General features: G+C 43.8%; 11 protein-coding genes and 1 pseudogene. 4 read left to right on the plus strand and 8 right to left on the minus strand.

The annotated features are described in order from the left end of the window. Window positions 1–371: 371 nt before the first annotated feature. Window positions 372–836: a chemotaxis protein CheX gene (locus tag sps_RS25445; RefSeq protein ID WP_077755056.1), complete on the plus strand. Its 465-nt coding sequence runs from the start codon at window positions 372–374 to the stop codon at window positions 834–836. 506 nt (window positions 837–1342) lie between these two features. Here sps_RS25445 and sps_RS25450 read toward each other — a convergent pair. The 3 genes from sps_RS25450 to dnaB all read right to left on the minus strand — a co-directional run bounded on the left by sps_RS25450 (window position 1343) and on the right by dnaB (window position 5441). Further along, window positions 1343–2704 (minus strand): BamA/TamA family outer membrane protein, encoded by a 1362-nt coding sequence (locus sps_RS25450; RefSeq protein WP_077755057.1) that lies wholly within the window; start codon window positions 2702–2704, stop codon window positions 1343–1345. A gap of 70 nt (window positions 2705–2774) precedes the next feature. Beyond that, window positions 2775–3851: an alanine racemase gene (gene alr, locus sps_RS25455; protein ID WP_077755058.1), complete on the minus strand. Its 1077-nt coding sequence runs from the start codon at window positions 3849–3851 to the stop codon at window positions 2775–2777. Between the two features lie 183 nt (window positions 3852–4034). Beyond that, window positions 4035–5441 carry a replicative DNA helicase gene (gene dnaB, locus sps_RS25460; RefSeq protein WP_077755059.1) on the minus strand — a complete coding sequence of 469 codons (1407 nt, stop codon included), beginning with the start codon at window positions 5439–5441 and terminating at the stop codon, window positions 4035–4037. Window positions 5442–5578: 137 nt separating this feature from the next. Between dnaB and sps_RS25465 the strand changes: the two genes are divergently transcribed. Further along, complete coding sequence (locus tag sps_RS25465; RefSeq protein ID WP_418346784.1) at window positions 5579–7774, plus strand: S46 family peptidase; 2196 nt, start codon at window positions 5579–5581, stop codon at window positions 7772–7774. Window positions 7775–8092: 318 nt separating this feature from the next. On the opposite strand, the gene rplI is transcribed toward sps_RS25465, so the two are convergent. Genes rplI through rpsF form a run of 4 tightly spaced genes read right to left on the minus strand, consistent with a single transcriptional unit; the run spans window position 8093 to window position 9547 of the window. Continuing rightward, the gene (gene rplI, locus sps_RS25470) at window positions 8093–8545 is read right to left on the minus strand and encodes a 50S ribosomal protein L9 (protein ID WP_077755061.1); all 453 of its coding nucleotides are present in this window, start codon (window positions 8543–8545) and stop codon (window positions 8093–8095) included. A gap of 26 nt (window positions 8546–8571) precedes the next feature. Next, window positions 8572–8799 (minus strand): 30S ribosomal protein S18, encoded by a 228-nt coding sequence (rpsR, locus tag sps_RS25475; protein WP_005497284.1) that lies wholly within the window; start codon window positions 8797–8799, stop codon window positions 8572–8574. Window positions 8800–8810: 11 nt separating this feature from the next. Continuing rightward, window positions 8811–9116, minus strand: coding sequence for a primosomal replication protein N (priB, locus tag sps_RS25480; protein WP_077755062.1), 306 nt, complete (start codon window positions 9114–9116; stop codon window positions 8811–8813). An 8-nt stretch (window positions 9117–9124) separates the two neighbouring features. After that, window positions 9125–9547: a 30S ribosomal protein S6 gene (gene rpsF / locus sps_RS25485; RefSeq protein WP_077755063.1), complete on the minus strand. Its 423-nt coding sequence runs from the start codon at window positions 9545–9547 to the stop codon at window positions 9125–9127. 380 nt (window positions 9548–9927) lie between these two features. Between rpsF and sps_RS25490 the strand changes: the two genes are divergently transcribed. Beyond that, entirely contained in the window at window positions 9928–10689 is a 762-nt protein-coding gene (locus sps_RS25490) for a DUF481 domain-containing protein (RefSeq protein WP_077755064.1), read from the plus strand. Window positions 10690–11225: 536 nt separating this feature from the next. Continuing rightward, window positions 11226–12527, plus strand: a pseudogene (locus tag sps_RS25495) (IS4 family transposase). A gap of 66 nt (window positions 12528–12593) precedes the next feature. Here sps_RS25495 and sps_RS25500 read toward each other — a convergent pair. Then, complete coding sequence (locus sps_RS25500; protein ID WP_077755065.1) at window positions 12594–13073, minus strand: SHOCT domain-containing protein; 480 nt, start codon at window positions 13071–13073, stop codon at window positions 12594–12596. Window positions 13074–13987: the final 914 nt, after the last annotated feature.

Here is a 13987-nt window from a genome sequence, read left to right on the forward strand (position 1 = left end):
ACGACAACTTTTCACCAACAAAAATCAATGACTTAAGTTAAAATCATACCAATCCAGCATAGGCGCAATTGAGAAGGTGCGGTTTATCTTGGATAATCTAGCTGAATTTGAAGTTAGGGATGATGACATGATTGACTTAGCCTGGTTGAGAATGAGCTTGAACTCAAGTTGAATAACTGTCCGGCTAACAAGAGCCGGGCGCGCATTTTACACCGACTCAAGGTCAGAGACAAACTTGTGCGAAACCAAATATCCTTTTATATAAAAAATGAAGCAAAATCAAAAATAGCCTAAGCTTTATAAAGATGTGTATGTGATAGTCCAAGCAGGGGTGAATTTATGCCTAATGGCTTGCCAACAACGGAATTTTTATGAACGTTAATTTCATTAATCCTTTTCTCGAATCCTTACTGAACGTCATCTCGACAATGGCAAACATGAAACTCAGCCCTGGAAAACCAAAAATAAAAACCGATAACCTTGCCAAAGGAGACGTATCAGGGCTAATAGGCATGGTTGGTCCGCAGACTAAGGGCTCCTTATCAATCACCTTCGAACAGGGACTCATCTTAGAGATCATGCAAAATATGTTGGGGGAAAATCCAGGAGAGATCAACGATGAGATAACCGATCTCGTAGGTGAGATAACCAACATGGTCACCGGTGGTGCTAAAAATATTTTGGGGGAGAAGGGCTATGATTTCGAGATGGCGACTCCCGTGGTTGTAGCAGGACTCGGTCATCGCATCTCACATAAGGCCGATGGAATGAAGATCATCATGCCATTCACCAGCCCCCATGGCTCGGCCTATATAGAGATCTGTTTCGAAAAATAATAGGCCCATTAGATAGAAACCCATGCCTCTTCTATCTAATACTCAAACAAGTAGGGTCGGTGTAAACTTTATTCTATGCCCTTTAATCCGGCAGTCACAACAACCTCTATTTTCTCAATCCTGATAAAATAGCTACCTTTTTCCTGCTCTTGCTGCCAGCGTTAATACATATCGGTTGCCATACAGTCCTGAATGCCGATAGTCATTTCCAGAGATTCAACTCTGACCCGCTTCGGTCCAAAAACGTGTTTAGCCGTCACCTTTTAAACTCTAATCGAAGAGATTAATCGTCAGGTGTGAACGCGGCTGCTAGCTTCCAAAACAAGGATGTTTTGGTAGAGCCCACGGGGAAGTGTTCACGGCGCCTCGTAGAAGTGTTTGCACATTCGCCTGCTGCAAGTAATAAACATCAATGAAGTTATGGCATTCATAAGCTAACCAAACAACAAAATCCGCCACATGAACCCACAACGGAGATTGCAATAACTTGTTATCCGACAAGTAGATTAGAAGGGCTGATTAACCATAACCCAAAATTGATTGGAATCCTGTCCATGAGCAAATTCGGCTCTAACCACTACACTTTCAACTTCAAATCTAGCGCCCACGCCTAAGGTCCATTTCATATCATCATGAAGCTCACTTGCACTAAAGTTATCCGCAACCTGTCCCGCCTCTGCAAACACCACCCACTGCCACCAAGGTACATCATAAAGATTAAACACAGGCAGACTTTGCAATGGCTGCCACTCAGGTTGCATTCGGTACTCAGCAGAATATAGCACCGCACTTCGCCCAACAAACTGTCTGCTAGAATAGCCTCTTAAATGCTCGAATCCGCCTAGGCTCACCCCAGAAAAAGAAGGTGGACGCTGGTACTGTTCAGTTCCAGCGTCATATTCGTTCCAGGTTGGCGTATCGGCAAGATAGAAGTTCAGGGCTAAGATCTGTTGCGGAAACCAAGCATTGCTACCAAGAGAAAAGAAGGCACTCTGCTCGAACTCCCACATGGTCCAACTTTCACGGTTGTCAGCAGCATCAGATGACCCAGTTGAGCCAAAATCACGGCTAAAGCTTAGGCTTGTATGGCCGCCTCTGGTACTATTTTTGCCATTATCACGATTATCCCAATCCAGCTTTAGTTCGAGTCCCTGGGACTTACTGGGTAAGTCCTCATAGCCAACTAATTCCTGAGTCTTCACGAAAGGCGTAACCTCTATACTGGTCACACCCGACTCTGTGGGATCCCAACTGAAATCGTCATTATTTTTCGAAGGCATCAAGCTTCTTGCCGCGCCATTGGCCCCTCTGCCCCAAGGGAGCACATATTTAATATGCAGTTTAGAGTAAGACTCGTCCCCCTCTGTCACAATACGATCTCTCTGGCTCGAGTCAGTGGCGGCTGGGTCTAAATTCCCCTCACCAGCCCCTTTGGGAACGAAATAGATCCCCTGTTTATAATTAGCCTGATAAAACTCCCCTGAGAATAACCACTGATCCAACTTAGGCAATTGATAATTACTCACCCCTAAGTAACTAACCCAACTATCGTTACTGCTATAGAGACCGATACCTAATATCGATGCTTGGGGTTGCCCCGCATGCTTGAGTACTCCGGCCCCACCTACAGTTGTGCTTAAGGTTTCTGTTGAAAAAATAAAGGGTACAGCGACAAATTCTGGATCGAACTTGTTTTTTGCTTTCTCAGAATCAGCAGTGACAAGGGGTTCAACAACATTTCCGTCGTCATGGACTTCATTGTTGGCGGCATTTATTCCAATACTAGTAAGTTTTTCTGCCGCAGCAGGAAAAACTGTAATGCCACTCATAAGCATCAGTACAGTGAGGGGGAAGTTATGGTAATTCAAAATTCATCTCATTCGATAACAAACATCCAGTTCATTGAATCGATACAACTAAGAAAATGGATCTACGTGTTTATTCCATGCAAACAGCAACACGAGGAGTTAATTTTGTCACGAGTTCATAGGCAATAGTGCCTATATGCTCGGCAACGACTTCAACCGGTAAGGCACTTCCCCACAATATGGCTTCATCACCAATACTGTCGGTTGAGTCTAATCCAAGGTCAACCGTCAGCATATCCATAGAAACGCGTCCAACTATGGGTACCAGGCGCCCATTAACCCACACAGGCGTCCCCTCAGGTGCATTTCTCGGATATCCGTCACCATAACCGATAGCGACAACGCCAAGCTTAGTATCGACTTTAGCTCGCCAATAGCTGCCATAGCCCACAGGATCACCGGCCTTATGTTCACGAACAGCAATAAGCTGAGATATCAGCTCCATTGCTGGTTGCAGACCATGATTCTTACCTAGGTCTCCGATCACTGGAGAGACGCCATAGAGGGCGATACCCGGACGGATCCAGTCTTTATGACTGTCTGGCCAAAATAAAGTTCCAGCCGAGTTCGCTAGTGTAGTGTCTCCCGGTGAATTTTTTGTCAAAACGTTGAAATTATTAAGTTGCTCTCGAGTATAGGGATTATCCGGCTCATCGGCACAGGCAAAATGAGACATTAGCTTGATAGGTTTAGCCACCTGAGGACATGCCTCCAATCGAGCATATACCTCATTGAACTCCTCAGGGGTGAAACCTAATCGATGCATACCGGTATCTATTTTTAACCAGACTGTGGCTGGCTTAGCTAGGCTTGCCTGCTCTAGCATCTCCAGTTGTTTCTCATTATGAACAACTGTCTCTATCTCTTTCATCACTAAGGTTGTTAAATCTACCGACCTAAAAAAACCTTCAAGCAAGATGAGCTTAGCCGTCACTCCGCCATCTCTTAATGCTATTGCTTCCTCTAGACGAGCCAAACCAAACCCATCGGCATCTTCGATGCATTGAGCGACATTCAACAAGCCATGGCCATAACCATTCGCTTTAACAACCGCCATGATTTTGCTCGACGGCGCGATCTGACGTAAACGAGCTAGATTATTCTTCAGCGCTTTACAGCTGATCTCTGCACGGGGAAATGGCTTCAAAAAATAACCTTATCTGTTAGATCCACACATCTCATGGGGATCTAAATGAGTAATAAAAACATGAGCACTGAATCTATCTAGAGTTCAGCCAATGATCAATTGTCAGCACTCTATGTGAATTAAGTTTAACCCCCACTTAAGCGCAAGATTATCCTTACGCCATTCCACAGAGAATTGCGGCGATTAATCTTCCTCGAACTGAGGACCGGCATAATTGTCGAAACGAGAAAATTGCCCCTGGAAGGTCAAAGCTACACGTCCAATGGGTCCGTTACGCTGCTTACCAATAATGATCTCTGCCACACCTTTATGCTCAGAATCATCGTTATATACCTCATCACGATAAATAAACATGATGAGGTCGGCATCTTGCTCAATCGCGCCTGATTCACGCAAATCCGAGTTAATTGGGCGTTTGTCTGCACGTTGTTCCAATGAACGGTTAAGCTGAGACAATGCAACGACAGGGATCTCTAACTCTTTAGCTAATGCCTTGAGTGAGCGCGATATCTCAGAAATTTCCAAGGTTCGATTATCTTTAAGAGCTGGCACTTGCATTAACTGAAGGTAATCGATCATTATCATCGACAATCCGCCGTGCTCGCGGGCTATTCGTCTAGCTCGGCTTCGAACATCTGTCGGTGTTAAACCAGAGCCATCATCGATATACATCTTACCTTGCTCTAACATGATACCCATGGTTGATGAGACACGCGCCCAATCATCATCATCTAGCTGACCTGTACGGATCTTAGTCTGATCCACTCGGCCTAGTGATGCCAACATACGCATCATGATCTGTTCAGAAGGCATCTCCAAACTAAAAATAAGTACTGGCTTATCTTCATTGAGTGCCGCCTGCTCACATAAGTTCATCGCAAAAGTGGTTTTACCCATAGATGGACGGGCTGCAACAATAATCAAATCACCCGATTGGAAGCCTGCGGTCATTTTATCCAGATCGTTAAAACCACTAGAAACCCCGGTCACACCATTAGAAGGGTTGTTGTATAACTCTTCAATCTTATCGACAGTTTTCTCTAGGATCGTCTTGATCCCTTCAGGTCCTTCGTTAGCATTGGCACGAGACTCCGCAATCTTAAAGACTTTTGTCTCGGCAAGGTCTAACAGCTCGCTGGAGTTACGTCCCTCAGGGTTAAAACCTGCATCGGCTATCTCATTGGCAACCTTAATCATATCGCGTACAACCGCACGCTCCCGTACAATTCCCGCATAAGAGAGTATGTTGCCCGCACTCGGTGTGTTCTTAGCTATTTCACCAAGATAAGCGAAGCCGCCAGCATCCTCTAGCTGATCCTCAACTTCTAATTGCTCAGAAACCGTGATCAGATCGATAGGATGACCACCACTGGTTAAGGTTGCCATCGCAGTGAAAATCATCTTATGAGAGCGAGAATAGAAATCTTCGGCCACAACCGCTTCTGAAACTCTATCCCAAGCATCTGAGTCCAGCATCAAACCACCGAGTACTGATTGCTCAGCCTCTAAAGAGTGCGGCGGCATTTTGAGGGCATCCATCTGGATATCTCTAGGCTTTTGTTTCGCCTTAAACGGACCTTGCTGTGACATTTAATCTCCAAACTTCCAACGATTACATGAAATATGTTATAAAACTGGCTCAATAAAAACAGGAATCAAACAACTTCCTATCCTAACAACAAATAAAACAAGGAATCACTATGCGCAATGCATTGATCTCAGCATTTATGCTGTCATCTGGTGTCGTATTGGCATCGAGCCAGGCACTTGCCGATGAGGGACAATGGCAGCCTTATCAAATGCCATCGATTGCAGATAAGCTTAGCGAAAAAGGGATAGATATCCCTGCGAAACAATTGGCTGATCTCACCCAATATCCGATGAATGCCGTTGTCGGGCTCGGCTATTGTACTGCCAGTTTCGTCTCTCCCCAAGGGTTAGTTGTCACAAACCATCACTGTGCGTACCGAGCCATTCAATACAACAGTAAAAAAGAGCATAATTATATTGCCGATGGGTTCCTGGCAACAAGCAAAATCGATGAACCTACCGCAGGACCGAACGAAAGATTATACATTACAGAGGCCGTAACCAACGTCAGCGAACAAGTCACACGGGACTTAAGCCAAGACCCTTTAGTTCGTTACGAAGAGATACAGTCTAATAGAAAGTCTCTTATCAAAAGTTGTGAGAGTGATGATAACTACCGCTGCTCAGTAAGAAGTTTTCACAGCGGTTTGGAATACTACCTCATCAAACAATTGATCATTCGTGACGTGCGTTTAGTCTATGCCCCACCAGAAAGTGCAGCTGCTTTTGGTGGCGACATAGATAACTACGAATACCCCCGTCATTCTGCTGACTTTACCTTCTTACGTGCTTACGTCGGTAAAGATGGCAAACCAGCAGTCTTTAGTCAGGACAATGTGCCTTATCAACCTAAAAGCCACTTAAAGATAAACATTGACGGCGTAAAAGCCGGTGATGGGGTATTTGTTGCAGGCTATCCAGGTTCAACCAGTCGCTATCGCCTAACCAGTGAGCTTAAATTTGCTAGCGATTGGTTATATCCGACATTCGCTAGCCGCTATCAATTGCGCATAGATACTATCGCAATGATGGGAGCTGCCGATAAAGGCGTAAAAATTAAATACGCTGGCACACTTGCGGGTATGGCAAACCGCATGAAAAAGTATAACGGCTTACTCGATGGTTTTAAGGCCACTGATATTACCGGTATTAAACAAGCTCGTGAAGATGATTTCAAACAATGGCTAGCGACCGATAAGACCTACCAGTCATATCAGACTCAATTGGATAATTTAGAGAATTTACTCGTCAAAAAACGTAGTAATAGCCAGACTCGTTACTATTTCGAGAATGCTCAATCTAGTTCGCTTCTGGGCGCAGCCAATAAACTGTATCGATTATCGAGAGAGAAGACTAAACCCGATGCAGAGCGAGAAGAAGGTTATCAAGAGCGTGACATGAAAATGTTCAAGGCTCGCCTCAAACGAATCGATTCAAGCTTCGATGTGAGTGTCGACAAAGCCCTATGGCTACAAGATTTAGAAGCTTATAATGCTCAAGATAATCGAGTGGCCGCTCTGGACGCTATGCTTATCGATAATAAGCAATCCGTCTCTCTATCTGAAAAGCTAGATGGTCTCTACTCGCTTACCTCGATGACAGCTCAAGATAAACGATTAGACTGGATGGATGCCAAGTCCGAAGATTTCGAGACCAGCGCCGATCCCTTTATCCGCCTTGCCGTAGCACTTTTTGATACCAATATGGCCCAGGAGACAGACAAGAAGACACTAGCAGGGGAGCTTTCCCAGGCCCGTCCCGATTACATGAAAGCCGTTATTGCCTATTACAAAGCGAATGACTGGCCGGTCTATCCCGATGCTAACGGCACACTGAGAATCACCTATGGCATGGTCGACGGATATCAGTCACGAGACGCACTCTATAAGCAGCCATTCACGCGACTCGAAGGCATAACAGCTAAGCACACAGGCATAGAGCCCTTCAATGCACCAACTAAGCTTCTTAAGGCTATTGAAGAGCAACGCTATGGCAATCATAAGGTTGAAACTGTATATCAAGATCCTGCATCTTGGTTATGCCGTTTATTCTCTTGCCTAGACAAGCCGAAAAGCTTTGGCTCAGTTCCCGTCAACTTCTTATCGAGTGTCGATACCACAGGCGGAAACTCAGGTTCTCCTGTATTTAACGGCAAGGGAGAGTTAGTTGGTCTCAACTTCGATTCCACCTATGAAGCTATCACTAAAGACTGGTTCTTCAATCCTACTATCACCCGCGCCGTCCATGTGGATTTCCGTTATATCCTCTGGATGATGGATGAAGTGGATCATGCGGATAACTTAATTCAAGAGTTGGATTTAGTGCGTAACTAATACCTATCAGGATAAGTTAAATACCAAGGAATAGATAAAGCCACCTACGGGTGGCTTTTTGTTACTAGCAACAGCAGCGAGCTTAAGACAAAGCAAAGAAAGCCACGAGTATCGAGTTCAAGCTCGTAGCTCGTAGCTCGTAGCTCGTAGCTCGTAGCTCGTAGCTCGTAGCTCGTAGCTCGTAGCTCGTAGCTCGTAGCTCGTCAGTATATTTCAAGCATAAAAAAACACCGCCCTAATTAGATTAGTGCGGTGTTTTCTTTTAAAGCTGCAGTCTTAATACCAAAGCATTAAGTCATTCGCTTTGAAAACTATATATTAGTCTTCTGCAACAACAGAAATCTTAACGATAGCTTTAACTTCAGTGTGAACCTGAACTTCAACTTCGAACTCACCAGTAGTACGCAAAGCGCCTAATGGAAGACGAATTTCGCTCTTAACTAGTTCAACACCAGCAGCTGTAACTGCATCAGCGATATCACGGTTACCAATTGAACCGAACAACTTGCCTTCATCACCAGCTTTAGAAGCGATAACAACAGACTCAAGTGCGTTGATTTTCTCAGCGCGCTCGTTAGCAGCAGTAAGGGTAGCAGCTAACTTAGCTTCTAATTCAGCACGACGTGCTTCAAAGACTTCAGTGTTAGCAGCATTAGCAACGACAGCTTTACCTTGTGGCAGAAGATAGTTACGTGCGTAACCAGACTTAACTACAACTTGGTCACCTAGATTTCCTAGGTTAGCGATCTTATCAAGTAAAATAATGTTCATTATTAATTCCCTAAATGGTTGCGCTATTACTGATGTAAATCAGTGTAAGGCAGTAGAGAAAGATAACGAGCACGCTTGATAGCGCGAGCTAGTTGACGTTGATATTTAGCGTTTGTACCTGTGATACGGCTAGGAACAATTTTACCACTTTCAGTGATATAGTTCTTTAGAGTTACGATATCTTTGTAATCAATCTCTGTAACGCCTTCTGCTGTGAAACGGCAGAACTTGCGACGACGGAAATAACGTGCCATGTGACAGTCTCCTAAGTTTTCAATTCGACATTTTCAGCGTGTATAACTAAGCGATTTTGACCATTTCGACTCTGCTGGAGAGCGATAAAGCCTTGCACCTCAATATCCACGCCGATTTTCAGTTTATCTGTAACGCTTTTAAAGCGTTCACCACTCAATATCACTTGCATCTGACAGTATACGTTTCTTAGCATCTCTGCTTCGTAGCACTGAGATTTGTGTTCCAGCATAATCACACAATGTGCGATACCTGCCGGGCTTTTAAAGCTTCTGGAACGCGTAATGGTTCCCGATAACACCAAGTGGTTTGTGGCCAAAGAAAAACTTACTCAGCTGCTTTTTCAGCGGTTTCTGTAACTTCTTCAACAGCTTTTTCAGCAGGCGCACTACGACGCTCGCCTTCAGGAGAACGGCGTGAATCACGCTCTTCTTTTAGCTTAGCCATTGGAGATGCTTCAGTGATGGCTGCTTTAGTACGCATAACCATGCTACGCAGAACAGCGTCGTTGAAACGGAAAGCTGTTTCTAGCTCTTCAACCGATTCAGCAGAAGCTTCTACGTTCATAAGAACATAGTGAGCCTTGTGCAATTCGATGATTGGGTAAGCCAGTTGACGACGGCCCCAGTCTTCTAAACGATGAATTTGACCGCCAGCTTGGGTAAGAATACCCGTGTAACGCTCAATCATACTAGGTACTTGTTCACTCTGATCAGGGTGAACCAAAAATACGATTTCATAATGACGCATTTTCTGCTCCTTACGGTTATCTAGCCTCGTTGTTGGCTCAGTCAGACCAAATAGAGGCAAGGAACTAATTAAAGTGACTGATTTAAGCCGCGGAATAATACACAAATACGAAAAACAATTCAAGTGCTATCTATCGCCAACACTGTAATAGTGTGGCGAGCCAAATTTTCCACTCTAACACTCATACACTAAAAGCACTGATACGGTCACATAGACTAGATTTATGTGAGTCAAGCCTAGCGAAGCGCAAGCCGTCCCATAAAGATTAAATTCAATAAAGATACACTTTAATCACTTTACCGAGCCTCAACACAATGGGTATTATATTGGCTTGCTGAAAATGTTCCTCATCACATTAAAATAATAGTAAGAATAAAATAATGTTTAGAGTTGTAGCTGCCCTACTTGTATCTGTTCCTATGTCTGCCTGGGCCTTAGTGCCACCCGATTACCAGGAGCCCCCCAGTGATTTCACCGCAGAAATCGAGGCGGGTTTACAGCTAAATACAGGAAATACTGAATCCAGTAGCTTTAATGGTCGAACCAAGCTGGTTTACGACACAGAGCAGTTTAGACAGGAAGGCACCTTTAAACTCTATTACGCTGCCGATGATGAAAAAACCACGGCGGAGAAATATGATGTCCAGTTGCAGTCCAGTTATAAGTTAGATAATGATTTTTCATGGCTGGATGATGGCTATGTTTTCGGTCGAGGTGACTTCACCCTCGACCGTTTTGGTAGTTACACCCAAATATCTACGGTTTCTGTAGGTTACGGTTTCGATGCAATATCAAATAGCGACACTAAACTCAGCTTAGAAATCGGTCCTGGTTACCGATATAACATGCCTATCGAAACTGAATTAGAACCCAATCCCGGAGCCGAAAAAGACATCATTGTTCGTACTGCCGCCAAGTTTGAACAAAAACTGCAGGAATACACTAGCCTCAACGCCGATCTCACCGCCGAAGTGGGTGAGAACAACAGCACACTCACCTTAGATATGAACTACAAGAACACCCTGTTCCAAGACTGGGCCTTCAAAATCGGTGTCAATATTAAGTACACAGATATAGTCCCTATAGGCACTAAGCAAACTGATACCATCACCACATTCAACTTGCTCTATACGTTCCAGTAAGTTGCTCGTTTCCAGTCATAGGGTCACTTGTCGGATAACAAGTTGCTGAAATATCTTTTATTGGTTCATCTGGCTGATGTTGTTATCTGGCAGCGACCTGTTAACCATGACTTCATAGTTATCTATCACCTGCCGTGGGCTTAAGTGCAAACACTTCAGTGACACGGCGCGAGTATATCCCTATAGCCTCTACGACATCAAACAACATCCATGTTTAACTGCCAGTTCGATATCCCAATCTCTCGCTCAAAGCGCTTCACAATGTAAAGCTTCGCCCTGAAACCTAAGGTCACTGCCGCGTTTACACCTGAGTATTTCTCTCTTCGATTTAGGCATAATTTAAACAACGTTTTTAATACTTGAAAAACCAGCAAGATCTATAGAGGTTGGAGAATAGGTTTTCAGGAAAGTCTAAAAAGTTAAGTTTATAGACCGTGCAGAGCCGTAATGCCGATCATTTAGTGATTTATCGATCGGTTGACTGATCTTCTAGATGCTTCAGAATCCGAGTCCTATCTCTAGGTCTCGGATTTTTTATGCAAGTTTCCCAAGCTTTTGACATGATCAACCAACTCAAGCCCCATCAAGTTGAAACCCTCGCAGATTTACTCCCTCTGGAGTTGATAGAGGAAGCGTATTCATTAACTGAAACAGTCACGATTAGAAAACGTAAATTAACACTAGAGTCAATGGCTTGGCTTATTATTGGAATGGCTATCTATAATGATAAGTCGATGGCTCACATCATTAACATGCTCGATATCGTTGATAGAGAGGGCAAGCCATTTGTTGCTCCGAGCGCATTAACTCAACGACGAAAAAATCTCGGTGAAGCGGCAATGAAAGCTCTGTTTGAGTGCACTCAAGCTCACTGAAATCGTGAAGCTCTACATCCAAACTGGAATGGACTGACGTTACTGGGAGTCGATGGTGTAGTCTGGCGGGCGGAAGATACTCCCGATAATGCAGAAGCCTTTTCTCGACAAAAAGAGACTCAATATCCTCAAGTTCGTATGGTCTGCCAAATGGAATTGAGTAGCCATCTTATTACCGCCAGTGCTTTCGATGATTACGCCGTTAATGAGATGATTTTGGCCGAAAAGCTTATCGACTCCACACCGGATCATAGTCTGACATTGTTTGATCGAGGCTTTTATTCTCTAGGGCTACTTTATCAGTGGCAATCCACAGGTAACGAGCGACACTGGCTAATTCCGTTGAAAAAAAATGTCCAATATGAAGTGCTCCGCAGCTTGGGGCGCAACGATAAAATCGTTCAATTAAAAAGTAATCCACATGCCAGAAAACGATGGCCTGAGCTGCCTTATGAGCTGGAAGTTCGGCTGATAAGTCGAAAGATTAATGGCAAGGAATACTCGGTTTTGACATCAATGATAGATCCCATGCGTTATCCCGTTGCAGACATAGCTGACTTATACGTGCATCGATGGGAAATAGAATTAGGTTATCGAGAGCAAAAACAATACATGCTAGGTAATCGTTTAACGTTGAGAAGTCGACTGCCAGAGCTTGTAAAACAGGAGTTGTGGGGGATCTTACTCACCTACAATCTAGTGCGTTATCAGATGGTGAAAATGTGTCATCAACTCAAAGGGGATTATCTCCCTTATCAGTTGAGTTTTAATGGTTCTTTGGCTCATATTTTGAGGCTATTAGTGGGTTTGCCCTACTCGACACCAGGTGCAATTCCTCGTCAGCTTAAATATTTCTATGAAATGGCTGAAAGCCTGATTTTAGAGCCCCGACGAACTCGGTCTTTTCCTAGAACGGTCAAGCGCAGACCACAGAAATATGCCAGAAATAAAAAATGCCAGTAAGCTTAACTTACCGGCATTAGTGCAGAGCCGAGGCTTTTTCCATTTCTATTCTCTTGGCCAACATACTCAATATCTGGACAGTACTTCTTTTTTTTCTATATCAAATTCTTCTTGAGTAATTATCCCAGTATCTTTTAATTCTTTCAGTTTTTTTAACTCTGTATACATATCTGTAGAGTTAACATCTTTAGGTTTTACATTGACGTTGCTGTTTACATTAACCACTTTATCAGCGTCTTTTACCAGCGGTTTAGCACTACCACCTGGCTGTACACATCTAAAATGCAACTCGGTTGAGCCAAGTCGCCCAGGAGCTGCAGGTGCAACGGTCTCACGTAGTGTTAGAACTTCTAAACTTTTTTGGCTACAAAATGCATTGGCTTCTTGGTAGACCTCTGCTTTGTTGCTCAATGAAACACCAATACCAGGAGAACCATCTTTTTTACCAATAAAATATGAGTCCTGGCTCATAGGAATCACACCTGTGCTTGAGCATCCTGAAATGATTAGAAATGCCATAGAAGAAAAAAATATTTTGTTATTCATTTTGTCACTCTCATTAACACAGGCGTGTTTGAACGCCTTTTAACTAAGACTACCCAGACAGAACCGAACTAGCAGGATTAACACGTTAAACGATCCAACCATACACTTGCGCGAGCATAACAAGACCCTGATGTAAAATAGCATTAACCTTTGGGCTCTCAATTTCAAAGTACTCTAACATCATATTGAAATCACTTCAGTTGTAACTCATAGAACACTGTACTTGATCAACAATTTGTATTAATAAAAGGCCAGAGAAAAATAGGTCTAATCGAAGAAAGTAAATAGCCCAGTGTAGGTGCGGCTATGAGCTTCCAAAACAAGGATGTTTTGGCAGAGCCCACAGGGAAGGCTCTTATGAAATCAAGAGCCGGCGACTCGCAGCACCTTCTCAACTGAAGAGGGCACATAAGGTCGTTTTTAGGCATCCTGCCTCAACGACATTGGTGCATCCCTGCACTGCCCGCCGTAGGCTATCAGTAACATTGAAAGTATGACCTTCAATGATCAACCAAATCCCTATATTACCTAGACCAACAACAGAGAATGTATTTAAACTTGATCTTTGCAAGGGCTATGGATTCCCGCCCACAAGCATTGCGGGAATGACAAATGTTGGACTACGTTCCATCACAACAAAGACTAAATCGAAGAGATAGATAAACGGGTGTAGGTGCGGCTGCGAGCTTCCAAAACAGGGATGTTTTGGTAGAGCCCACATGGAAGTGTTCACGGCGTCTCGCAGAAGTACCTGCATATAAGCCCGCTGCAAGCGATAGGTAACAATGAAGCAGAAAATTATAAACACACTATCCAATAACAACTCAGCCAAAAGCTAAATCAGAAAATGTATTCAAGCTTTATTCGAAGCTAGCCTACCTTGTGGTGGAGAGTAGAAGTAGCTGCACATTCCT

Source organism: Shewanella psychrophila (assembly GCF_002005305.1).
Classification (GTDB): domain Bacteria; phylum Pseudomonadota; class Gammaproteobacteria; order Enterobacterales; family Shewanellaceae; genus Shewanella; species Shewanella psychrophila.